Consider the following 24,143-nt stretch of genomic DNA (forward strand, 5'->3'; position numbering starts at 1 on the left):
GCCGACTGATGCATCTCTGCCCTTCAGGTATTGTTCAATAAAAATCCCCGCCGATGACTATACCGGCGGGGATTGGGGGTTCAAGACTTCACAAGTCTCATGTGTCCTACATGCGGTACTTCACACCAAACAGATATGTGCGGCCATAGCTCTGGAAGTCACGCACCTGACGAGGGTCACCGTTATAGTATGACGTAAACGGCTCGTTCGTTAGGTTGTTGACTTGGAAGAGCACCGAGAGACCATCGATACCAACCTCGCTCAAATCGTAACCGATCTGTGCATCGATGATGGTTTCAGGCTTCACGTCCACAAGCGCGCGTTGCAGGCTGAGCGTTGAAACTTCACCCAGGAAGCTTGAGCGGTGCCGCAAGCTGGCCCGCGCCTGGAAGCCATACTTCTCATAGTAAACGGTGCTGTTGATAACCGTTTTGGACAAACCAGGCATCTGGATCGGGTCGCTATCCGGTGTTTCCTTGATCGAGCTTTCCGTCAAGCTTGCTGAGAACAAGGCGCCAAAACCGTCAAGCGATTCACTGACCATGTTGAACGGCAGGCTTGCGGAGAACTCAACACCGTAAACCTTGCCGCCATCAATATTGTCAGGCTGCTCGATCAAACCGGTTGTTGAGATAGCGTCGTCGATCTCTGCCTGCGCCAGGATGTCGGAGAAATCATACTCGGTGAATGTGGTGAACGGGAAGCTTTGCACCTTCTTGTAGAAGCCTGCGAGCGATACGTAACCGCCGTCACCAAAGTAGGTTTCAAAAGCAAGGTCAAACTGCCAGGTTTTGAACGGCTTCAGCTGTGGGTTGCCACCTTTACCGCGCACGGTCCGAGTAACTTGGTCATATCCCAGCTCAAAACCCGCGTTCATCTGGTCCATGCGCGCACGGGCGAGTACCTGCGCCACGCTGAAGCGGATCTTGTTATTTTCACTGAGGTTGTAGCTCAGGTTCATGCTGGGGAGGAAATCCCAGTATTTGGCACCGTCGGTTACCTCAATGAGCTGAACCGTGTTCACACCGTTCACCGCCACAACACGCGCCGCAGCACCGGTGGAGCTTTGGTCGGTATGCACTGCCTGAACACCCACGTTACCCGTCAACTGGCGGTCACCCACCATGGTGTCGATGTTGGCTTGCACGTAGCCATTGAAGACTTTCTCTTCCACGAGCCAACTGTTGGTGGAACGGGACAGTTCACTCTCGGACGCATCAGTGAGCACGTAAGCGCCGGAGTCAAAGAGCGCACGCGCGTCATAGGAGAGCACATTGCCCATGCCAATGAACGCAAGCGATGTCGGGTCCAGCAGATACTGCGAAGGCACTGGCACATCCGCTGGATAGTCTTTCAGCGTCAGGAAGTAGCCTTTGTCATCCAGGCTTTTTGTGCGTTTTGCGTAGCGTACGCCATACTCAATGGAGCTCAGGAAGTCGTTTTGCACTGTCTGCTCTGCGCTCAGACGAATTGCATAAAGCTCGTCATCCGCTTCCGGTGCGTTGATGAAACCATCCTGCGCGTTGTCGGCCGGATAGGCACCAGCATTGACAAGACCGCCACCCCAGCTCAGCGGACCACCAAGCTGCATAAGGGCCGGATCAGAGTAGTTCAGACCATGCGTGAAGACAGCAGCACCGTCTGGCGTGATGCTGAAGCCGATATCATCGGTTGCGCCAACACCTGAGCCACGGCCAGTACCAGCATAGGTCTCCGTGTTGCGCTCAACACGGTCCACCTTGGAGTAGCTGAGATCAGCTTCCAGGAGCCAGCTTTCGTTCATCTGGTATTCGGTGTTCCAGCCGAGGGCGATGGTTTCCGCTTTACGGTCAACAAAGTCATTGCGAACAACAGCCTCAACGCCATTGAACTGACCTTCGGTGATCAGGCCGTCCACTTCGGTCCAGCCGTCCTGCAACTGTGCACCAGACCATGAAAGCGGGATTTCGATACCCCGAAGGGTCTGTTCATCATCAAACTTGGAATAATAGGCGTCGATCGTGGTGCGGAATGCGCTGTCGTGCGGCGCATATTCAATCACACCGAGCAGGCCGTCACGGGTCAACTCGTTTGATTTAACATATGGCTTGGCACCACCGATCACCAGGTTGCCGTCAGCATTGCCATTGTCGCCCGGGAAACCCCAGGCGTTCCAGCGCTCTTCCTGTGTTGGCGAAAGCATACGGGCATAACCAAACGCCACACCAACGGTGTCATCCGCGAATTGGTCAACATAGGAAACGCTGGCGCGGTAACCCCAGGCAGATGTGCCTGAGTTCAAGGCGCCCAGATCAGCGTATTCACCACGCACGTTCACCACCAGCGCCTGCTCACCATAAGCAAGCGGGCGAATGGTTTGCATATCAACAGTACCGCCCACGGCCTGTGAGGTAAGGCTGGCGTCAGGCGTTTTATAGATAACAACACCGTTGATCAGCTCAGACGGATACTGGTCATATTCCACGGCCCGGTTGTTGTTGGCTGAAACCTGCTCACGACCATTCAGCGTCGTTGTGGTGAAATCAGGCGCGAGACCACGGATGGAGATCACGTTGGCGCGGCCGTCAAGACGCTGCGCCGCAAGGCCCGGCAACCGAGCAATCGATTCTGCGATCGACGCATCTGGCAGTTTGCCGAGGTCTTCCGCCGAAATCGCCTCAACGATTGACGAACTCTCACGCTTGCGGGCGACCGAGTTCATGATACTGGCACGAATGCCGGTTACGGTAATTTCTTCAAGCTCGCCAACTTCTGTGGCTTGGCTTTCTGTCTCTTGCGCAATTGCAGGCGCTGCCGCGAGCGCGATTGCCGAGAGTGACGCAAATGATAAAAGTGTAGACCTAGTCCTTGAGGTGCGCATGCAACCTTCCCCTTCCGCTCTTAACGTTTCCCGGGTCACCCTGCACCTTTCCCTAAACCAAAGTGCTTTGGTGAACCTGTACGCCCCCTTCCACCGGAGCGCATTGGCATTCCCTTTTTTCAAAATGCGTCCATAATTTTGCAAAAATCAAGATATTTTTTCATTTTTTTGCTAAACATTGCAAACAATGAAAACACCGTGATCTTCCTGCAACAGCGCAATTATAGAGCTATTTTTTTAATATATAACTAATAATAGACCTCATTTTCGCAGACACGGACCAACACCCATCACCCCTTGATAAAAATATTTTCATTTTTTTTTGCATTTTTTGCAAAAACTGATAATACGAGAATTGCCGAGGGGAAGAACGGCAATCGAAAGTTAAGGTTTTATACCGTTTGGGAAGAGGGTTCTTTATGACCAACAAGCCACAATTGGGGTTTTGGCAAATCTGGAATATGTGCTTTGGTTTCATGGGCATACAGTTCGGCTTCGCCCTGCAGAATGCCAATGTCAGCCGTATCTTCCAGACCCTTGGCGCCAGCTTTGACGACATCCCCATGTTATGGGTTGCAGCCCCTCTGACCGGCCTCATCGTTCAGCCCATCATCGGATATATGAGCGACAGAACCTGGACCCGCATGGGCCGCAGGCGCCCTTATTTCCTGTGGGGTGCTATTCTCGCAACGGCCTCACTTCTGTTCATGCCCAACTCCCCTGCCCTATGGGTTGCGGCGGGCATGCTCTGGATCATGGATGCCTCCATCAATGTCACAATGGAACCTTTCCGCGCCTTTGTTGGTGACAACCTGCCAGAAAAGCAACGCACCACCGGGTTCGCAATGCAAAGCTTTTTCATTGGCGTTGGCTCAGTCGTGGCCTCTGCGCTGCCTTATATGATGAGCAACTGGTTTGATGTAAGCAATGTGGCGCCTGAAGGCGTGATCCCCGATTCGGTGAAATGGTCTTTTTATATCGGTGGTGGTGCCCTGCTGTTCGCGGTTTTATGGACCGTCCTAAAAAGCAGGGAATATACGCCGGAACAGCTGGATGCTTTCGCTGAGGCGGAAGCAAAGCACACTGAACCGCTCCAACACGAAACACGTGAGCGCACATCCTCAGTGTACTTGAAAGCCTCAACCTTCTGGCTGATAGCGGGTGGCGCGGGCATTTGGCTTGTGGCGTCACAAGGTCTGGACAAGCAGCTCTATATCCTCGTGGGCGGTATAGCGACGTTTGGCCTTTTGCAGATCGCCACAGGCATTTTGAAACACCGTGATATGGGCCGTAACGGCTTCTGTGAAGTGGTTGACGATATTTTCCTCATGCCCCGCGTGATGAAACAGCTGGCAGCGGTGCAGTTCTTCTCATGGTTCGCCCTTTTTGCCATGTGGACAAGCTCGACCCCCGCAGTAACCGCTTTTCATTTTGGTGCGACAGACACTACGTCCGCCGCATTTAACGAAGGGGCTGACTGGGTCGGTGTTTTATTTGCGGCATATAATGTGTTTGCGGCGCTTGCGGCGCTCCTGATCCCCAAACTCGCTGATCTGTTTGGTCGTCGCGTCACGCACCTTATTAACCTATGCCTCGGTGGCACCGGGCTGGTGTCCATGATTTTCATCAGCGACCCAACGTGGCTTCTTCTATCCATGGTCGGTGTCGGTATCGCTTGGGCGTCCATCTTGTCCGTGCCCTACTCGCTGCTTTCAAGCGCGGTGCCTTTTGCAAAAATGGGCGTCTATATGGGCATCTTCAATTTTTTCATCGTTATCCCACAGCTGCTGGCCGCAAGTGTGCTGAGCCTGATTGTGAAAAGCTTCTTCGGCGGTGAGCCAATCTATGCACTCGTTATCGGCGGCGTATCCATGATCATTGGCGGCTTCACCACCCTGATTGTTGGCAGAGGAGAAACTAGTAATGCGTAAACAAATCTTTTCACTCAGCCGCAACCTGCTGGCCGCGACAGCTCTTGCAAGCTGCGTCACAACTGCTGCCATCTCAGGCCCTGCAACACCGCGACCCGAGGCCCTTAAGCCCTATAATGAACGGCCAATAACCGATGACATCATGTATTTTGTCATGCCGGACCGTTTCGCAAACGGCGATACAGGCAATGATCGCGGCGGCATCGAGGGCACACCGATTGATCACGGCTTTGATCCCAGCCATAAAGGCTTTTATCACGGTGGTGACCTCGAGGGCCTGACCGACAAACTGGACTATCTTGCCGATATGGGCGTCAGCGCAATCTGGCTCACCCCCATTTTCAAAAACAAGCCAACCCAAGGGAATGTCGAGAATGTCACCGCCGGATATCACGGATACTGGATCACTGATTTTACGCAGATAGACCCACACCTTGGCACCAATGATGACCTCAAAGCCTTTGTCGCCGCTGCCCATGCGCGCAACATGAAGGTGATTTTTGACATCATCACCAACCACACGGCGGACGTGATCAAATATCAGGAATGTTTGCCCGAAGAAGAGTTGACAGCGGACGGCAATGTGCCACTTTGCGACTATCGCAGCAAGGCGGATTACCCCTACACAACGGTCGGAGAAGCAGATGGCAAACCCATCAACCAAGGCTTCGAAGGCGACGAGCCCGAGCATCAAACGCTAGAGAATTTTGCAAAACTGACGGACCAGACCTTCGCCTACACGCCCTATATCCCGAAAGGCGAAGAGAGCGTGAAAGTGCCCGCGTGGCTCAACGATATTCGCTACTATCACAACCGGGGAGACAGCGAATGGAAGGGCGAAAGCTCGCTCTATGGTGATTTCGCCGGCCTTGATGATCTGTTCACCGAACACCCTGATGTCAAACAGGGTTTTATTGACATCTATAAATTCTGGATCAGCGAGTTCAAGATCGACGGTTTCCGTATCGATACAGTGCGGCACGTTAACGATAGTTTCTGGCAGACTTTTGCGCCCGCCATTGTCGACCATGCCAAATCAGAAGGTATCAACCAGTTTTATGTGTTTGGTGAGGTTTATGACGGCAACCCGGAACACCTGAGCCACTTCACACGCGTTGCGAAGCTGCCCGCTGTGCTTGATTTTGGCTTTCAGTGGCAGGCCCGTCAGGTTATCGCTGACGGCAAGGCGCCGAAGCTCCTGAAAGACTTTTACGCGCAGGATCACCTCTATGACACAGCATGGAGCAGCGCCTCTATCCTGCCCACCTTCCTTGGCAACCACGATATGGGCCGCATCGGCCGCTTTATCGTCACCGCCGAGAATGCCGATAAATCCGAAGCCCTGGCACGCAGCCAACTGGCGCACGCGCTGATGTATATGACCCGCGGGGTGCCGGTTGTTTATTATGGTGATGAACAAGGCTTCACCGGCGACGGGCATGACCAGGACGCACGGGAAGACATGTTCCCGAGCCAGGTTGCTGTTTATAACGACAATGAAGCGATCGGCTCAGATGTGACGCCAGAGGTCGATAATTTCGACACGAGCCACCCTCTTTATAAGACGCTGACTGAACTCGCATCCTTCAGGATGAAGCATCCAGCGCTGCGTGGTGGTGAGCAAACAGTTTTACATGCGGCTAATGAGCCTGGCATCTTTGCCATAGAGCGTAAAAATGATGATGAAACATTGGTCATCATTTTCAACACTTCTGGTCGTGAGGCCAGTGCGGACCTGAGCCTCTCTGGCACAATCTGCCATGTAGGCGGGACGACCGTATCCCTCAAAACAGACAACAAAAAAACTGCTGTGACCATGCCCGCCTTAAGCTGGTCAGCGCACAGCCTGAACGGCTGCACAAATGAGTAATGATGGAGTATCAAGCGTGAGTGAATGGTGGCAAGGCGCTGTAATTTACCAGATCTACCCCCGCAGCTTTTGCGACAGCAATGGCGACGGCGTTGGTGACCTGAACGGCATAACCTCCAAACTGGACTATGTTGCCAGCCTTGGGGTGGACGGTATCTGGGTATCACCCTTCTTCAAATCCCCCATGCATGACTTCGGCTACGACGTCGCGGACTTCCGTGATGTTGACCCCGTATTTGGTACGCTAGAGGATTTTGACCGTCTGCTGGCAAAGGCTCATTCACTAGGCCTGAAAGTCGTCATTGATCAGGTTTATTCCCATGCTTCGATGGACTGCGAATGGTTTCAGGAAAGTAAGAAGGACAAAAACGGCGACAAGGCAGACTGGTTTGTCTGGGCTGACGCGAAGCCTGACGGCAGCCCGCCAAACAATTGGCAATCTGTTTTCGCGGGACCTGCATGGACATGGAGCGCCGCACGCAAGCAATACTATCTGCACAACTTCCTCTCAGAACAGCCGGACCTGAACCTTCATAACCCGGCGGTGCAGGAAGAACTCCTGTCCGTGGCCCGCTTCTGGCTGGACAGGGGTGTTGATGGGTTCCGGCTTGATGCCACAAATTTCTATATGCATGACCCGGAGCTGAGGGATAACCCGCCCTATAAGAACGGCAATGCGGTACGCCCGTTCGATATGCAGGATCAGATTTATAACCAGTCGCATCCCGATATTGAAAAATTCCTCACACGTCTCCGCACGCTGATTGACGACTACGGTGCCAAATTTACCGTTGCGGAAGTGGGTGGCAGGCGCTCGCTGGAGGAAATGGCGGCTTACACCAAAGGTAACCAACTGCTGCACACGGCCTATAGCTTCATTTTCCTTGAGGAAGAAGAGCTAACCGTACCCGGCATTCGCGGCGCAATTGAAGATTGGGATCAGGCGGCAGACAGTTGGCCGTCTTGGACCTTCTCAAACCATGACCGCAAGCGGGTGGTATCACGCTGGAAACGGTCAAGACCAGCCGAAGCCTTCGCCAAGGCAATGAACGCGCTCCTTCTATCGCTCAAGGGAACGATTTTCATCTATCAGGGCGAAGAGTTGGGCCTGCCGCAGGCAGATGTGCCCTACGACCGGCTTGTGGACCCTGAGGCGATCAAAAACTGGCCAGAAACATTGGGCCGCGACGGATGCCGCACGCCCATGCCTTGGTCATGCGAAGGTGCAGGCGGCGGCTGGCCTGCTGACACGTGGCTGCCGTTTGATGCAGCGCATTTCCCGCTCGCGGTAAACGCACAGGAAGATGACCCGGCATCCACCCTCGCCTTCACGCGTGATTTGCTGACCCTCAGGAAAGTGCACCCTGCTCTGGTTACAGGTGAGATTAGTTTCATTGATGTGCCGGAGCCGGTGATCGCCTTTACCCGTACACTAGGTGATGAGACCCTGCTCTGCGTCTTCAACCTTGGTGAGGAAGAAGCCACTTGGGCCTGTCCGATGCCCCCCCAAAAATTTCTGTTAGGCATCGGCGGCGTTGAGAGCGCACACCAGAACCGCCTGCCCGTGTGCGGCGGTTTCATCGCATCTGTATAGCTAAGCCCGAAGCTGTCTTGCGGTTCTAAGAGCCGCAAGACTCCCTGATAATCAGGTCAGTCGGCAGGTTGGAAGATTGCACGTTCTGGCCTTCGAGCATGCGCAGGAGTTTGCTCACCAGCAACCTGCCTGCTTTGGTAACATCCTGCCGGATTGTGCTGAGCGCGGGGCTTGAATAAGCCGCCACAAGCACATCATCATACCCGATCACGGAAACATCCTGCGGTATACGCAAGCCCGCGCGCGCAATGCCGCGCATGGCACCGATAGCGATCATGTCACTTGCGGCAACCACACCGTCAAACTTGATGCCCTGTTCAATAAGCACGTCAATCGCTTCCATGCCCGATTCCGGATAGAAATGAGCGGGCCGCACCAGTTCTTCCTGATACCCAAGGCCGCTCAGCTCAAGCGCCTCGCGGTAGCCCGCAAGCCGCAACTGCACCTCAGGCCCCTCAGCGTCACCCACAAACACAATGCGTTTGCAGCCCATGCGAATAAGGTGGTTTGTCGCGCGGCGGCCGCCTTGTTGGTTATCACTTCCCACCGAGCAATATTGCTGCTCAGGCAGTTGCGCACCCCACGCCACAAAGGGCACTTTTTTTTGTGCAAGCTGGTTCAGCTGCGCGTGCAGGGTACTTTGGCCAATCACCACGAGGCCGTCACAGCGTCCGCTCGCCACCAAACTGGCCGCACTTTGATAGTCCGTCATCGTGAGGTGGGAGATCAGCATATCGCAGTTGCGTTCCTTTAGCGCGTCGCCGATACCACCAATCAGATCAAGCGTAAAAGGGTCGGAAAGCCGTGTGTCTCGCCCTTGTGGCGGCGGAATGATGATCGAGATCGTCTTGTCCGCCTCATCCGTGTAAACCTTATCCTTGAGGCGCCCGGAATAATTATTATTGTGCGCAAGCGACATGATGCGCTTTTTGGTACGATCCGACACCAGCGGGCTATCGTTTAACGCGCGTGAGACTGTTGAAATTGAGACATTGGCCAACAGTGCCAAGTCCTCAAGCCGCCTCAGGTTTTTCTTATCGGATTCGTCCATGGATCACATTCTTGCATATTTTTGCATCAGGGTAAGCATTATCTCGCCACTACCCTATTTTAGTCAATCTCTACTATAGTTTGCGGCCATAATTCTCTTTGCACTGATTGCAAGGGGAACAGAAAACGGCCCCGCCGCACTGTGCACGACGAGGCCGCCATATAGCTCTGGGAGAGGTGCTTCTAGGCTGTCTTTTTCCTGGTCTCCAGCTTACGCAATAGCACGTAGAAGACTGGTGTGAAGAAAAGACCAAAGAAGGTTACACCTAGCATACCTGAGAACACCGCAATACCCATCACGTTCCGCATCTCGGCGCCCGCACCCGTTGAAAGTACCATCGGCACCACACCCATGATGAAGGCGAATGACGTCATCAGGATCGGGCGAAGCCGCATCCGCGCGGCCTCAATGGCGGCCTCCACGATAGAGCGACCCTGTATCTCCAGTTCTCGTGCAAACTCCACAATCAGGATCGCGTTTTTACAGGCGAGACCCGCCAGCACAAACAAGCTGATCTGGGTGAAGATATTATTGTCACCACCCGTGAGCCAAACACCTGCCATGGCAGAAAGAACGCTCATGGGCACGATCAAGATAACCGCCAGCGGCAGTGTCAGGCTCTCATACTGGGCAGCGAGCACAAGGAACACCAGAAGCACACAGAGCGGGAAAACAAACACAGCCGTATTGCCTGCCAGAATCTGCTGGTAGGTCAGGTCCGTCCACTCGTAGGTCATGCCTTTGGGCAGTGTCTCATCCAGTATTTTGGAAATAGCCGCCTGTGCTTGCCCGCTTGAGTAGCCGGGTGCCGCGTCACCGTTCAGGTCAGCTGCCCGAAAACCATTGTAGCGCTGTGCACTTTCAGGGCCATAACTCTCATTCATCGTCATCACAGATGCGAGCGGGATCATATCCCCTGATGAGTTGCGCACCTTGAGCTGAAGCGCAGATTCTGCGGACGAACGATACTGTTTGTCAGCTTGTGCGATCACCTGATAGGTACGGCCAAAATTGTTGAAATCATTGACATAGAGCGAGCCCAGATAAACCTGCATCGTATTGAAAATTTCGTCGATATTCAGGCCAAGCTGTTTTGCCCGCTCGCGGTCAAGGTCAGCATAAAGTTGCGGCACGTTGATTTGATAGCTCGAAAACACGCCAGTAAGTTCAGGCGCCGCCCATGCTTTCTGCAAAACCTGCTGCAGAGCACCATTCAGGGCTTCATAGCCAAGGTCCGTCCGGTCCTCGATCTGCAGCTTGAAGCCACCGATTGTGCCAAGGCCCTGCACCGGTGGTGGTGGGAAAATCGCGATGAAAGCTTCTTCAATACCACCAAACTGCTGCTGCAGCCGGCCCGCGATGGCACCGCCCGACATGGCCTCGCCTTTACGCTCTTCAAACGGGTCAAGCGTTACAAACACAATGCCCGCGCTCGAACTGTTGGTGAAACCGTTGATCGAAAGGCCCGGGAACTGAACCGCGCTTTGAACGCCTGGTTCCTTAAGGGCAATCTCGCCCATCTCGCGGATAACAGCTTCGGTACGCTCAAGCGTTGCACCGTCCGGCAGTTGAGCAAAACCAACCAGATACTGCTTGTCTTGCCCGGGCACAAAACCCTGCGGCACTTCTTCAAAGCTCTGGTAGGTGAGCCCCAACAGCACTGCATAGATCACAACCGCAATTGTCTTGCGGCCAAGGATTTTTGAAACACCGCCGGAGTAAGCATCTGAACTGCTTTTAAAGGTGCGATTAAACAGCCGGAAGAAGCCACCGAACACGGCATCAATACCCCGGGTCAACCTGTCTTTCGGCGCGTCATGGCCCTTCAGCAACAAAGCCGCGAGTGCCGGGCTGAGCGTCAGGGAGTTGAAGGCTGAAATCACGGTTGAGATGGCAATTGTAAGCGCGAACTGCTTGTAGAACTGGCCTGTCAGGCCACTGATGAAAGCAATCGGCACAAACACAGCCACCAGCGTCAGCGAGATTGCGATAATAGGCCCGCTTACCTCGCGCATCGCCTGATAGGTTGCTTCTTTTGGCGACATACCATTCTCGATATAGCGCTCAACGTTTTCGACCACCACAATGGCATCGTCCACCACGATGCCGATCGCCAGTACCAAGCCAAATAGAGAGAGTGCGTTGATGGAGAATCCAAACATAAACATCAACGCAAAGGTACCGACGATCGACACGGGAACAGCAAGCAACGGAATAATCGATGCCCGCCATGTCTGGAGAAAGACGATAACAACAAGAACAACCAGCGCGACCGCTTCAAGCAGCGTTTTAACAACCGCCTCAATAGACCCCCGAACAAAAACCGTGGGGTCGTAAACGATGCTATAGTCAACACCCTCGGGGAAGTTGGCTTTCAGCTCTTCCATGGTCGCGCGTACATTGTTGGAAATTTCAATGGCGTTTGCGCCGGGCGCCTGAAACACAGGCACCGCAACAGCTGGTTTATTATCGAGCATGGAACGCAGCGCATATTGGGACGCGCCAAGCTCAATACGCGCAACGTCGCGCAGCCGCGTGATCTGGCCCGCGTCACCCGCGCGGATGATGATATCACCAAACTCCTCAGTGGTGCCGAGCCGCCCTTTGGCGTTGATCGGCAACTGAAGCTCAATACCGTCATCATAAGGCGCACCACCAATCATACCGGCAGCAACCTGGATATTCTGTTCACGAACAGCCGCAATCACCTCACTCGCTGAAAGGCCGCGCTCGGCGATCTTTTCAGGGTCAAGCCACAGCCGCATGGCATAGTCGCCCGCGCCAAAAATCTGCACCTGGCCAACACCCTGAATACGCGCGAGCTGGTCTTTCACGTTCAGAACGGCATAGTTCCTGAGGTAAAGCATATCGTAGCGCTCATTGGGCGAACGCAGGTGCACCACCATGGTGAGGTCTGGCGAGCTTTTAACCGTGGTCACCCCCAAACGGCGGGTCACCTCGGGCAGGCGCGGCGTGGCCTGCGCCACCCGGTTTTGTACCTGTTGCTGTGCGAGGTCAGCATCTGTCCCGATCTTGAAGGTTACGGTCAACGTCATGCGGCCGTCAGAGGTCGCCTGGGAAAACATATAAAGCATGTTCTCTACACCGTTGATCTGCTCCTCAAGCGGGGTCGCAACGGTTTCCGCAATCACCTTCGGGTTTGCGCCGGGGAACTGCGCTGTTACAACGATTGAAGGCGGCACCACCTCAGGATATTCGGAAATCGGCAGGCGGAACATGGCGATAAGGCCAGCCATGAAAACCACGATCGACAGCACACCGGCAAAGATGGGGCGATCAATAAAAAAACGGGAGATGTTCATCTCGTGTCTCCGTGCTGTTGCGCTCACGCTCAAGGCTGGCGGTACGCAATAGAACATGCCGCAGCCTCAACTCTGGCCGAGCACATACGAATTTTGGAACAATGCGCCACCCAACATCCGGCGCTTCTAGGAATAACATCCGGGTTTTAGGAATACCCGGATGCCTTATCTCTCAATCGAATCCATGCGGTTCAATCGTACTTGACCTTATTGGCCAACCATCGCGGTCTGAACGGGCTGTTCAACCGTGCGTGCCGCTACCTGAATGTTAGGACGCACACGCTGCAAGCCGTTCACGATAACCCGCTCACCAGCCTCAAGGCCAGAAAGCACAACCCTGCCACCACCAACGCTGCGACCGAGCTTCACCTCGCGATACTCCACAATATTATCAGAGTTCACGGTGTAGACGAACTTTTTGTCCTGATCCGTACCCACTGCCTTGTCGCTGACCACAAGCACTTCTTCCTTGGCTGGTGAACCGAGACGAATGTCTGCAAACATGCCCGGTGTCAGGGCACCGTCTGTGTTTTGGAACACTGCACGAGCGCGGATCGTACCGGAGCGCAGGTCAAGGCGGTTATCAAAGGATGAAAGCTCACCCTCATAAGACACACTCGCGTCACCTGAGAGCGTCATCACCACGGGCATGGAGCCACCTTTTGACGCTTGGCGTTTTGCGGCAATATAAGTGCGCTCATCCACGTTGAACTCAGCGTAAAGCTCGTCATTTGAGACGATTGTGGTGAGGACTGGTGCTGCAGCGCCCGTCTCGATAAGGTTGCCAACTGTGATCTCCGCCCGGCTCACAATACCTGACACCGGCGCGGTTACGTGGGCGTAGTCAAGATTGAGCTTCGCTGTTGTCAGTTGCGCTTCCGCAGACTTGAGCGTTGCCAAAGCAACCTCTTGATCATTCTTGCGCTTGTCGTACGCACTTTTTGAAACAAAGCTGCTTTCAACCAATTCGGCCGCACGCTTCAACTCAGCTTCCGTTAAAATGAGCTGGGATTTGGCGGAGGCAATATCCGCTTCCGCGCGGGCAACCGCAGCCTCAAACGGGCGTGGGTCAATCACAAACAAGAGGTCGCCCTTCTTCACGTAATCGCCATCAGCAAAAGCAACTTTATGGATGGTGCCACCGACACGGGGACGAATTTCCACATAGTCAACCGCGGTCAGGCGGCCGGAAAATTCGCGCCACTGGCGGAGTTCTTCTGGCTGAATGGCTGTTACTTCAACTTCTGGTGCCGCAGGTGCGGCTGCCACAGGCGCTTCATCAGCCTGTACGTCATTGAAGTGATATGCGCCAAAACCGCCTACAACTGCAGTTGCCAAAAGGGCGGCAACAGCGGTGTGTCTTTTCAGATATGCTTTTGTGTTGCTCATTGTCGTGTCCTCGGTGTCTTTTGACCAGCTACATACCGGTCGGTTTGTTTCGCTTGGAGCCTAAATGCATACCGATCGGTATGTTTTCAACCCCTTTTGCGATTTTTAATTCTGATCGCCGTTATTCATGAGACTTATAGTGGCTGATTTTCAACAGTTTGAAGCTGCACCGGGCGACAAAATGCCACATAAAAAAGTTGCCACCCAAGTCGGATGGCAACATCAACAGATGAGATCTGAAGGTAGGCTCAGGCTGCTTTTGGCTGAGCCTGAATGCGGTACTCTGCTTTCACGTCCAGAAGCCTATAGAGCCCTTCACGGATATCCTGTTTGACAACTTCAAGGTCATAGAAGGTACGACCATAAAGCAGCAATCCCTGCACGTATTGAAGCAGGATGCGGGCGATCTGTTTGGGGTCACATTCACTGTTGAGATACCCGCCAGACTGCAAGCCACGAACCAGGGCTTCGTCGTACTTCTGCGCGTTTTCGCACATAAGCTGGCCCGCTTGCCGCACCTTGTCTTCACCCGTACCAACCTGGGCACCGCTTGTGAAAAACGGGCAGCCAGAAACCGGGTTATCGTCACCCAGCTCTTCTTCCGTCTGGTACGCAAGGATATGGGTAACCAGATTTTCAAGCTGCTCAATCGGGGTATACCGAGGTGAGAACACCTCATCCATTTCATGTTTCTTCTGTTCCCAATGGTGGACAGAAGCTTCATAAAAAAGATCAGCCTTCGTTTCAAAGTGATGATAAAACCCACCCTTTGTAACGCCTGCAGCTTTGCAAATCTCGTTCACACCGACGCGTGTATAATTGCTCTTCCAGATCAGATCGATCGCAGTATCGAGCAAACGCTCCCGCGTATTTTTGGCCCTTGTCATCTCAACCTCTTCCCGACTTTGGCTGAATTTCATTACCTTATATACATACCGGTCGGTCTCTTTTCAAGGGAACACATGTAACTTTAGGCATGCTTGCCAGACACCATATGCGCCTCACGTTCCAAAAATTGGAACAGCCTGTTGCAAATGATGGTTCTTTTGATATCCGAGAGCTCCCCCATCTCCTGAGGACAACAACAGGAGACCATCATGAACACCCAGAACAACACCACGTCAGCAAGCAGCGGCACATCAGGCTTCATCAGTGTCCTGAATATTGCCGCTGTCAGCAGTTTCGTAATTTATATGTTTATGGTGGGGTGAAGGCCACTTCTCAGGCAAGCGCGGCTTCTACTTCATGCTTGATCTTGATACGGTCCTGCTCCGTCACCCCCAACAGGCCAGCAATTTTCGCGAGCACATTGGCTTCAAAGTTATCAAGCTTGTTGTCAGCAAAAGCGACCTGCCACAAAAGCCTGACAATTTCCTGGCGGCCGTCCTGATCCAGCTCCTTTGAGATCACGCGGGTAAAAACATAGAGATCCGTCGCATCTCGCTCCTCAGCCAAGGCTTGCTCAAGGATGTCTTCCGCCTCTTCGCTTGAGAGCCAGAAATGCTCGGTCATGCAGTCGGTCAGCCGTTCCCGTTCATCAGCGCAGAAATCACCATCACTTGCAGCCACATGCGCCATCAGCGCGGCAGTCGCCAGTTGAAGCTCGTTCGCATTACCCTTTTTGTTATCACCCGAAAGGCCCAGAAGCTCGGACACCTGCTGCCACATTGCTCTTCCTCGTCATCATTTATGTCTTTGTTTTATGCTCTCTATATGGCCCCAAAAGCGCACAAACTCAAGGCTTCAGGGCGTGCATCACCAAAAACTGAATTCAACAGCAAGCTTCGGAACGCACTGGTCGCCAAGGTCACTTATGTTTTGCCCATCGCTTGATATATACTGCGAGGAGAGACAGATGAGCGTTGAGACAATAATCAAGATGACCGACCCCGAAGGCAGCGATTACAAAACCGACGAGGCGAAATGGCAGGCCTTGCTGAGGCGTGACAAAACCGCCGACGGCCACTTCTTTTTCTCCGTTGCCACGACGGGCGTTTACTGCCGGCCCTCATGCGGTGCCCGGCAACCCCGGCGGGAGAATGTGGCTTTCCACAGCACACCTGTGGACGCCGAAGCGGCGGGTTTTCGCCCCTGCAAGCGGTGCAAGCCAACGGAAACCCCAACTTGGCATGAGCGCACAAAACTGGTGGCCGACGCCTGCCGTTTTATTGAGGACGCAGAAACCGCGCCGCCGCTCGCGGACGTTGCCGCCCAAGTTGGCCTGAGCCCTTATCACTTTCACCGGGTTTTCAAGGAGATTACCGGTGTAACACCAAAGGCTTATGCCACCAGCCACCGGGCAAAAAACGTGAAAGGCAGCCTGAAGGAAAGCCGCACAGTAACCGAAGCGATTTATGATGCAGGCTATAATACCAACAGCCGGTTTTATGAAAACGCGCAAGGCATCCTTGGTATGACCCCGAAGGAATACCGCGCAGGCGGCGCGGGCAAGACAATCCGCTACGCCATCGCGACCTGCTCCCTTGGCTTTATCTTGGTGGGTGCGACCGAAAAAGGCGTGTGCACCATCCAGCTTGGTGATGACCGCACAGCGCTTGAAGCCGCACTTATTGGCGAGTTTCCGGGTGCGACGCTTGAGGAAGCAAGCACAACGCTCAAGGCCTGGGTCAGCACAGCGATTGCGATGATTGAGGACGGCAAGGCCCCGCCCGCCGACCTCCCGCTCGATATTCGCGGCACCGCCTTCCAGCAAAAGGTCTGGTCCGCGCTTAGGGAAATACCTGCTGGCGAAACAAAGAGTTACAAGGATGTGGCCGAGGCGATTGGTGCACCAGAAGCGGTGCGGGCTGTTGCTCGTGCTTGCGCCAGCAACCGCATCGCCGTCGCCATCCCTTGCCACCGGGTTGTGCGCAGCGACGGGGCCCTGAGCGGCTACCGCTGGGGTGTTGAGCGTAAACGCGCCCTCCTTGAGAAGGAGAGTGCATGATGAACGCGCCTGCGCATGATTTCACCATGCCCCTCAAGGAACGCACAACAGTCCTTGATTGGGCCAAAGCGGAAGAGAACCTGCTTGAGCGGGGTTTCGCAAAACTTGGCCCCCTGCTTAGCCTGGCGGAGTGCGCTTATTTCCGTGCCCGCTATCAGGATGAAGCCTTGTACAGAAGCCACATTCACATGGCGCGTTATAGCTTCGGCAAGGGGGAGTATAAATATTACCGCTACCCCCTGCCCGACCCGCTTGCCACCATGCGAGAGGCCAGTTTCAAGCCGCTCAGCCACATTGCAAACCGTTGGAATGAAAGGCTTTCGCGGGATACCCGCTACCCTGACGCTCACGCGGACTATACCGCCCGGTGCCACGCCAAAGGGCAGAAGCGCCCAACACCCTTGATCCTGAAATACGAGACCGGTGACTATAACTGCCTGCATCAGGACCTGTACGGCGAAGAATATTTCCCTTTCCAGATGGCCGTTCTGCTCAGTGACCCGGAAACCGAGTTTACGGGCGGGGAATTTGTACTTGTTGAAAACCGCCCCCGCATGCAATCCCGGCCCCAGGTCGTTAGCCTCAAGCAGGGTGAAGCCGTTGTGTTTGCCGTGAATGAACGACCGCGTCTGGGCAGCAGGGGCTATCACCGCACAAGCCTGCGCCACGGGGTGAGTGAGATTACATCAGGCATGCGGTATATGCTTGGTGTTATTTACCACGATGCCGCCTAAGATATTGTAGATATGGACCTTTTCACCAACCTCAGACCAGAGAAACAAACTATCCGCGATGGGGTGACCCTGCTCGCCTCCTTCGCGGATACAAACGCGCTACTCAGGGAAATACCGACCCTTCTGGCTGTCTCGCCTGTTCGGCGCATGCTGACGCCGGGCGGACGACAGATGCAGGTCGCCATGAGCAACTGCGGCCCGCTCGGCTGGGTATCAGAACCCACCGGCTACCGCTACGCGGCCCTTGACCCGTTAACAGGAAACCCATGGCCAGCCATGCCGGAACGCTTCCGCACGCTGGCTAGAGCAGCCGCAGAACGCGGGGGCTTCATGGGCTTTGAGCCAGATGCCTGCCTGATCAATGAATATACCCCCGGCGTGAAGCTCAGCCCCCATATTGACCAGGACGAAGCCGACAAAAACTGGCCGATTGTCTCAGTTTCCATTGGTATCCCCGCCGTCTTCCAGCTCTATGGCCTCACCCGTGGTGGCAGTGCGGAAAACATCCCGCTTTACGACGGTGACGCGATCGTTTTTGGTGGCCCTGCCCGGCATGTCTATCACGGTGTTAAGAAAGTAGAGCGGGCCTCCGACGCCAGAATAGGTGAAAAACGCATCAATTTAACCTTCCGGAAGGCCCTTTGATCCAGAAAAATACTCAAAGGGTGTGGCAGATGTGCGGCGTATCTGTGGCGAAACGCGCCACAGATTCATGAAAAGTGTGACGGTTTTTGTGGCGCAAAGTGTGGCGCAGATAGACTGCCCCGCTCTCCACGCGCCGAACCCATGATTGACCCCTCCCGCCTCACCCCCTACCATCCCTCTTCTGGTTTCATGGGGGAATTTTCAGACGGCTTATGACGGCACATTTCAGACTGAGCACCATCACGCCCGTCAGGGCGCCCATCAATCTTGAAAGCGAAGACCTCGCCGGGTTTGATTTTAACGCCCGCGCGCCGCTACCGCTTACTGGCGCAGGTTTTGATACGCTATTCAGCGGCACCGGCAAACCAGCACCACTCGCCTGGGCCTATGGCTACGGCAGCCTTGAGAACGACCTCTGCCCGCGCTTTTTCCGGCCACTTTTCAAGCGTGAGCTTGAGTTTGCAAATGGCAGCCCCGCACACGAAACGCTCGAGGCCTTCTGCACCAAGTGGGCGCTCAACCTCGCCTGCGCCGAGCTCTATATTTTTGACGATACCCTCGCGCTTCTAAGGCTGGATTTTGACCGCCCCCGGTCAGAAGCGCCCTTTGACCTCATCACAAGCGATCAACAATCAAGCTTTGATGCCGCTACCTCCGCCCTCGCGCTCACGCTTTATCACGAGATGCTCTACCCCGACTTTGTGGAAACCACGACGAAGCTGGAGGACATCAAAAGCGACACCATTCGTTTCCGCAAACAGGCAGCATTCGACGTTTTTAACGACATCCATTTCGACAATAAGGAACACAAAAACGAACGCCATGTGCTCTGGACCGGGCGCACCATCATCGTGCCGGAGCAAGGCCTTGAGGCCAAAAACAAAACCGCGCTGCTGGAATGGGCAGCCTGCAAGGCGGAGGATGAGCTTCAGGATGTCGGGTTTGGCCGCGCTCACATTGGCTCCGGCAACTGCCTCCTCGTCGCGGAAGGGGAGCTGGATTTCGCAGCGCGCGAGTGGTTTCGTGCCCAGTCGCTCTGCCAGTTTTATAACGCCATCCTCGCCACCTATAACGCGATCCTGAAAAGCATCCTCTTGCAGATCGGCACGCTCGAGAAACGCGGTATCAGAAAAGGCCGCCGCGCCAACGCGCTTCTCCAAACCATGACCAAACGGCTTGATCACCTGAGCTTCGCCAGCATGGAGTTTGGCGAAAGCCGGCGCGGTGCCCAGCGCCACCGGCGCCTGGTGCTGGAGAACACCATCACCGCGTGGGAGTTGGATGGTGTTGCGGGCGGCGCGCTTGAAATGGCCGAGTTTGCACGCAAGCGGCTGGAGCGGCTTGAAAGCAGGCGCCGCAGCAAACAAAACCGCTCGATCGAGCTGATCCTCACCGCCATCGGCGGCGTCGCGGTGATTGACCTGTTCCTGAGCCTCGCAGATGTCACGCACACGGGCACGCTTTATGAAGACGGCATTCCCGGCGTGCTGGATGCTTTTGCCGCCCTGCCGCCAGATAGCTGGATTTGGGCAGCGACCACAATCGTGTTACTGATAACCCTTTCTGTCTATCGCGGCAGACGATGAAGAAAGCCGAACGCCATGGATAACACCCGCATTCGCTTTATTGCTTACATCACCACCGAAGAGCACGAGGCTGATCAGGTCGCCAGCTTTTTTGGTGAGCGCCTTGCCCGCCAGTTTGGCGGCGCCACCATCGCCCCCGCAACCGGCTTCTGGGCCGCAGACGGTGACGCGGTAAAACAAGCCTACGACGGCCCTTTTGAGCGGCAGTGTGTGCTGATGATCCAGCTTTCCGTGCTGCCGAGCGAGAAAGACCGTGCCCTCACCTGCCTGCAGGAAACCGGGCGTGAGGCCGCAGCATGCCTTGGCCTTAGCGCCACTGCCTTCCATATCGAAGCCTGGCAAACCGAGGCTTTTCATACAAATATCAGCCTAAATTCGCCCTCGTGATAATTCTCATCAAAAGGGCTTGAACTGATTTTTTTTTGTGATAGAAGATGCGCCACGCAAGCGCGTGATACCGAAAAGTGCCGGTATAGCTCAGCTGGTAGAGCAGTTGATTTGTAATCATCAGGTCCCGGGTTCGACTCCTGGTGCCGGCACCATTTTCCCTCCCCAATACGCTTAGTAGTACAGCACCTAGCTGCCATAGATTGCTTACGCTAGCACTTCTATACCCAACTGAAACCACCTCCGCCTACCAATCAACGGCAGCATCGAACAGGTAGCCTACTCCCTGCCCTGGTAACAGTTCTATATTCTCAATAGTGATTGTTACCAGCCCATTTTCATTTTGGTAGATGTGTTCAATTAGAGCTTCGTGCTTCCCCCCCCATTCATAGTCGTCTGTTGCCATCACCGCGAACGCAGCAAAGATACCTCCAAGAGGCACGCCAGACATGGCGCGCATATTGCTGACAAATTCCCGATTATCTTTTGCTGGAACAACAGAAGGCGGCTCATTTATTATAATCCGGGGGTCAATTTTCTCTTTGAAGGTTAGCGCCCCTTTAAAGACCCCCTCGCCCACGTTGTACAAAAGCACAATATACGGCATGGTCGTGTCGGTTTCAGCGTACTGCTTCATATTATCAAACGTAACGTACGCACGCGGGAGCCATTGACCATTTTCAACTTGTAGAAAGACTTGCGAATGGAACACTGGCGCAGGCGGCGGGGCATCTGACGTCATTCCAGAGGCGGCATTCCTTCCACCAGGACGTCCGAATGAACTGATATCCTCAACATCATTGATACCGTCACCGTCAATATCGGCAATAAACTTCTCCGCCCCTGATATATATCCTGTTTTTTTGTCCACCTTGACATTCGCCACAAGTCCGGCAATTGGCGGTCGCACCAAAGTCTTAGCATTTCCCTCTGCAAGGATGACAATCTCGCCAGCTTCCAAATTGCTATAATCGTTGTTCTTCATGTCTGACGACAGCACGAATGGGGCTAGGTCTCCTCTCGTTACTATCTGAGAAACTTCGCGACTATTGTCCATCGTTGTTGCACAAGCCGACGCTATAAAAGCTAGAAGCAACGCTAAGTACCGCATAACTCTCTCCCCCTGAATTCTTACATCAGGTGTACATCCGGTACCGAGAGACGTGATATAGGCCAATTGGCATATTTTTTAGGGAACCTTGTTCACATAAAATTTCCTCAAGGAGATAGCCTCATGCGAAATACATTCCCTATCCTAATAGTGATCGGCACTTTACACTTCATAGATAGTCCTGACGCTGCGGCGCAACTAACCGGATGCATTAGCCTGGAAACGTCTCACAACGACAATGTTCACTATTGGGCTAACAACTGCAGCCAAGCCTTGAACGTTAAGTGGTATGATGAAAACCTTTGTGCCAATGGGTGTAACACAACGGTGCAAAAGTATAAAAAGACTACTATTACCAAGATAGTAGGTCGGTACCAATTCGTTGCGTGCCCTATGGGAAGTATTGTCCACTGGCGGGGCGGCTCAAATTATCGATGTGAGTAGGCAACGAAGCGAGAATCTTGAAGCAAGCGCACCAACTCAACTTGCCTATGCACACCGGTTTTTTCAAACACCCTCAGCAGGTGTGCCCTCGCAGTTCCGTAGGAAATTCCTAGCTGATGAGCCGCCATCTTGAGATGGGTACCATCATACAGCGCTGCAGCCAGTTTAGCTTGAGACCTTGTCAAGCCAAACTGCTCCATAAGCAGATGATAGGGTGGTTTTGAGGGCACCTCAACTTTGGTAAGTAGTAAAAGGCATTTTCGTTTCAGCTCAGACTTAAATTCGAATAGGGTAGAGGTGTCTTCTGGCAGAAACGTGATCGTTATTCTGTAGTGCGCTTTACAGTTCTTATCGACCAGTATGTGAACCGGGTCCGAAACTATATATCTTTCTCTCTCCTGACACCTGATAATCGCCGATACGCTCTGGCATACTCGTGCCCACCCCTCTTGATCATAAGCGTCAAGTATTCCTTTATTGCTATTCCGAAAAAACTCTTGCGAATTCATTATATCGTCCATTGACTTATTCGCAAACAACACTCTCATCTCTGCGTTTAGTACTGCAACTGCATAGTTATGCCAAGACAGTGTATCCATGATACTGTCCAAGTATCGTTGCTGTTGGCAGAATGTGAATGACAAATCCACAGCATGTTTAAAATGTGGCCCTAAGATGGAAAGAACCGCTAGATATTCGTCGTCTGGCTTTGGCCCCTTATGATCAAACTTCCAGCCCACTCCCCAATGTTGATTCAGGTTCTCGTGGATTTTCATGCCGATCATGTGCTGAACACCGGCATAATCTCGGTTAAAAGCATAGAAGTCATGCTTCTGAAATGTGTCAGGTGGAAAATAAGTATAGTCGGAAAAGGGTTGCAGCGCCTTAAGGTACCTAAGCTGTCGAACACAGATATCCTTATCTTTTGACAAAAATTCCTCTTGGTACACCGTTAAAGCGTTATCGGAATAGCCATTGATTAGGGCAAATTCTCCCTTCGCTTTAAAACGGTCAATTCCCTGAATAAACGACGCAGAGGCGCCGAATAAGGACTCCCCATGCTTTAAAACTTGTTGCCATTTCGACAAATCTATCGAGGCTGTCGCTATCAGCTCAATGTAGTCAAAAATTTGCTCAGGCTTCAGGTCCATCAGCGTGATCAATTTCAGTCGCAGATAGGTTTCAAGTTCCGGATGAAATATTCAACAATACAATAACAACTTATGCAAGAAAAAGAACCTCAACCCTGCCGAAGGATTTTCTCCATCGCTTTACCTTTGGCAAGCTCATCGATGAGTTTATCAAGGTAGCGGATTTCACGCATGGTGGTCTCCTCCACCTCCTCAACACGCACGCCGCACACGACGCCCTTAATCAGATCGCGCGCCGGGTTCATGGCAGGTGCTTCTCCGAAAAAAGTCTCAAAGTCGGTCTTGCTCTCGATAACCGCTTCAAGCGCCGCTTCGTCATAACCGGTGAGCCAACGGATGATCTCATCAACCTCCGCCTTGGAGCGGCCCTTCTTCTCCGCCTTCGCGATATAGTGCGGGTACACGCTCGCGAAACTCATGGTATAGATGCGATGTTTTTTCATGCAGTATTTTTAGCAAAGCCGTTTAGTCGCAGCAATTAAAAGTCTGCCCGTTATCACAGCAACCGCCCTTATAGGTGTGGGCTTGAAAGTTCCAAGGCGCCGGGTTTATAAATTGGCGCACAGATCGGAAAGGGAGCTTTGGTCATATGTCTACCATCCATGTTGAAGCGCAGCTTTATAGCATTGGCGAACATACCCTTTTGCACCTGCCAAAGGAGGCGAGTGCCGCGCTGCCCTCACGCGGGGTGACGATGGTGGAAGGCACGTTAAATGGTGCGCCGATTAAAACCGTGCTGGAGCCGGACGGCAAAAAAAGCCATTGGCTGAACGTGGATGCGCATATGCTCAAGGCCGCTGGCGCAGCCGTGGGGGACATGGTCACGCTTGAACTTGAAAGCAGCAAAGACTGGATTGAGCCCACCCTGCCCGCAGACCTGAAGGCCGCGCTTGAGGATACGCCAGACGCCTACGCCACATGGCTTGACACCACGCCCATGGCCCGGTGGGATTGGGTCCGCTGGATGCGGGCGACAAAATCTGAAGCAACGCGGGCCAAACGCATTGCCAACGCCTGCGATATGCTCTCTGGCGGCAAACGCAGGGTTTGTTGTTTCGACCGCGCGCAGTGCACCGAACCCGCCGTTTCCAAAAGCGGCGTCCTACTGGACCTTTAAGCC

Annotated in this window: 18 protein-coding genes and 1 tRNA gene; 10 read left to right on the forward strand and 9 right to left on the reverse strand. The window is 53.7% G+C overall.

Annotated elements, in window-relative coordinates:
• Nucleotides 1–106: 106 nt before the first annotated feature.
• Nucleotides 107–2,860, reverse strand: coding sequence for a TonB-dependent receptor (locus ACN0XZ_RS10275; protein ID WP_417457665.1), 2,754 nt, complete (start codon nt 2,858–2,860; stop codon nt 107–109).
• A gap of 419 nt (nt 2,861–3,279) precedes the next feature.
• Between ACN0XZ_RS10275 and ACN0XZ_RS10280 the strand changes: the two genes are divergently transcribed.
• Genes ACN0XZ_RS10280 through ACN0XZ_RS10290 form a run of 3 tightly spaced genes read left to right on the forward strand, consistent with a single transcriptional unit; the run spans nt 3,280 to nt 8,255 of the window.
• Nucleotides 3,280–4,791: an MFS transporter gene (locus ACN0XZ_RS10280; RefSeq protein WP_417457666.1), complete on the forward strand. Its 1,512-nt coding sequence runs from the start codon at nt 3,280–3,282 to the stop codon at nt 4,789–4,791.
• Entirely contained in the window at nt 4,784–6,661 is a 1,878-nt protein-coding gene (locus ACN0XZ_RS10285; RefSeq protein WP_417457667.1) for an alpha-amylase family glycosyl hydrolase, read from the forward strand. Before ACN0XZ_RS10280 ends, ACN0XZ_RS10285 begins: the two co-directional genes overlap by 8 nt.
• Nucleotides 6,654–8,255, forward strand: a complete 1,602-nt coding sequence (locus ACN0XZ_RS10290; RefSeq protein WP_417457668.1) for an alpha-glucosidase — start codon at nt 6,654–6,656, stop codon at nt 8,253–8,255. The genes ACN0XZ_RS10285 and ACN0XZ_RS10290 overlap by 8 nt, the downstream gene beginning before the upstream one ends.
• 25 nt (nt 8,256–8,280) lie before the next feature.
• On the opposite strand, the gene ACN0XZ_RS10295 is transcribed toward ACN0XZ_RS10290, so the two are convergent.
• From ACN0XZ_RS10295 to ACN0XZ_RS10315, 5 genes are all read right to left on the reverse strand, one after another.
• Complete coding sequence (locus ACN0XZ_RS10295) at nt 8,281–9,306, reverse strand: LacI family DNA-binding transcriptional regulator (protein ID WP_417457669.1); 1,026 nt, start codon at nt 9,304–9,306, stop codon at nt 8,281–8,283.
• Nucleotides 9,307–9,488: 182 nt separating this feature from the next.
• A complete protein-coding gene (locus ACN0XZ_RS10300) occupies nt 9,489–12,629 on the reverse strand; it encodes an efflux RND transporter permease subunit (protein ID WP_417457670.1) in 3,141 nt (1,046 codons plus the stop codon).
• A 207-nt stretch (nt 12,630–12,836) separates the two neighbouring features.
• A complete protein-coding gene (locus ACN0XZ_RS10305) occupies nt 12,837–14,018 on the reverse strand; it encodes an efflux RND transporter periplasmic adaptor subunit (protein ID WP_417457671.1) in 1,182 nt (393 codons plus the stop codon).
• 248 nt (nt 14,019–14,266) lie between these two features.
• Complete coding sequence (locus ACN0XZ_RS10310; RefSeq protein WP_417457672.1) at nt 14,267–14,905, reverse strand: TetR/AcrR family transcriptional regulator; 639 nt, start codon at nt 14,903–14,905, stop codon at nt 14,267–14,269.
• A gap of 334 nt (nt 14,906–15,239) precedes the next feature.
• Nucleotides 15,240–15,686, reverse strand: a complete 447-nt coding sequence (locus ACN0XZ_RS10315; protein ID WP_417457673.1) for a TerB family tellurite resistance protein — start codon at nt 15,684–15,686, stop codon at nt 15,240–15,242.
• Between the two features lie 187 nt (nt 15,687–15,873).
• Between ACN0XZ_RS10315 and ada the strand changes: the two genes are divergently transcribed.
• From ada to ACN0XZ_RS10345, 6 genes are all read left to right on the forward strand, one after another.
• Nucleotides 15,874–16,965 carry a bifunctional DNA-binding transcriptional regulator/O6-methylguanine-DNA methyltransferase Ada gene (gene ada / locus ACN0XZ_RS10320; protein WP_417457674.1) on the forward strand — a complete coding sequence of 364 codons (1,092 nt, stop codon included), beginning with the start codon at nt 15,874–15,876 and terminating at the stop codon, nt 16,963–16,965.
• Nucleotides 16,962–17,699, forward strand: a complete 738-nt coding sequence (locus tag ACN0XZ_RS10325; protein ID WP_417457675.1) for a 2OG-Fe(II) oxygenase — start codon at nt 16,962–16,964, stop codon at nt 17,697–17,699. Before ada ends, ACN0XZ_RS10325 begins: the two co-directional genes overlap by 4 nt.
• Before the next feature lie 12 nt (nt 17,700–17,711).
• Nucleotides 17,712–18,344 (forward strand): alpha-ketoglutarate-dependent dioxygenase AlkB, encoded by a 633-nt coding sequence (locus tag ACN0XZ_RS10330; RefSeq protein WP_417457676.1) that lies wholly within the window; start codon nt 17,712–17,714, stop codon nt 18,342–18,344.
• Between the two features lie 212 nt (nt 18,345–18,556).
• Nucleotides 18,557–19,930, forward strand: coding sequence for a hypothetical protein (locus ACN0XZ_RS10335; RefSeq protein ID WP_417457677.1), 1,374 nt, complete (start codon nt 18,557–18,559; stop codon nt 19,928–19,930).
• Nucleotides 19,931–19,945: 15 nt separating this feature from the next.
• Nucleotides 19,946–20,317: a hypothetical protein gene (locus ACN0XZ_RS10340; RefSeq protein WP_417457678.1), complete on the forward strand. Its 372-nt coding sequence runs from the start codon at nt 19,946–19,948 to the stop codon at nt 20,315–20,317.
• 79 nt (nt 20,318–20,396) lie between these two features.
• A tRNA-Thr gene (locus tag ACN0XZ_RS10345) sits at nt 20,397–20,472 on the forward strand.
• 92 nt (nt 20,473–20,564) lie between these two features.
• On the opposite strand, the gene ACN0XZ_RS10350 is transcribed toward ACN0XZ_RS10345, so the two are convergent.
• The 3 genes from ACN0XZ_RS10350 to ACN0XZ_RS10360 form a co-directional block, all read right to left on the reverse strand.
• Nucleotides 20,565–21,317, reverse strand: a complete 753-nt coding sequence (locus tag ACN0XZ_RS10350) for a hypothetical protein (protein WP_417457679.1) — start codon at nt 21,315–21,317, stop codon at nt 20,565–20,567.
• A gap of 539 nt (nt 21,318–21,856) precedes the next feature.
• On the reverse strand, nt 21,857–23,023 hold the full coding sequence (locus ACN0XZ_RS10355) for a helix-turn-helix transcriptional regulator (RefSeq protein WP_417457680.1): 1,167 nt from the start codon (nt 23,021–23,023) through the stop codon (nt 21,857–21,859).
• Between the two features lie 89 nt (nt 23,024–23,112).
• Nucleotides 23,113–23,466 (reverse strand): DUF2200 domain-containing protein, encoded by a 354-nt coding sequence (locus ACN0XZ_RS10360; protein WP_417457681.1) that lies wholly within the window; start codon nt 23,464–23,466, stop codon nt 23,113–23,115.
• Nucleotides 23,467–23,612: 146 nt separating this feature from the next.
• Here ACN0XZ_RS10360 and ACN0XZ_RS10365 point away from each other — a divergent pair, with 146 nt between their 5' ends.
• On the forward strand, nt 23,613–24,140 hold the full coding sequence (locus tag ACN0XZ_RS10365) for a YdeI/OmpD-associated family protein (protein WP_417457682.1): 528 nt from the start codon (nt 23,613–23,615) through the stop codon (nt 24,138–24,140).
• Nucleotides 24,141–24,143: the final 3 nt, after the last annotated feature.

It is taken from the genome of Kordiimonas sp. (genome assembly GCF_048264555.1).
Classification (GTDB): Bacteria; Pseudomonadota; Alphaproteobacteria; order Sphingomonadales; family Kordiimonadaceae; genus Kordiimonas.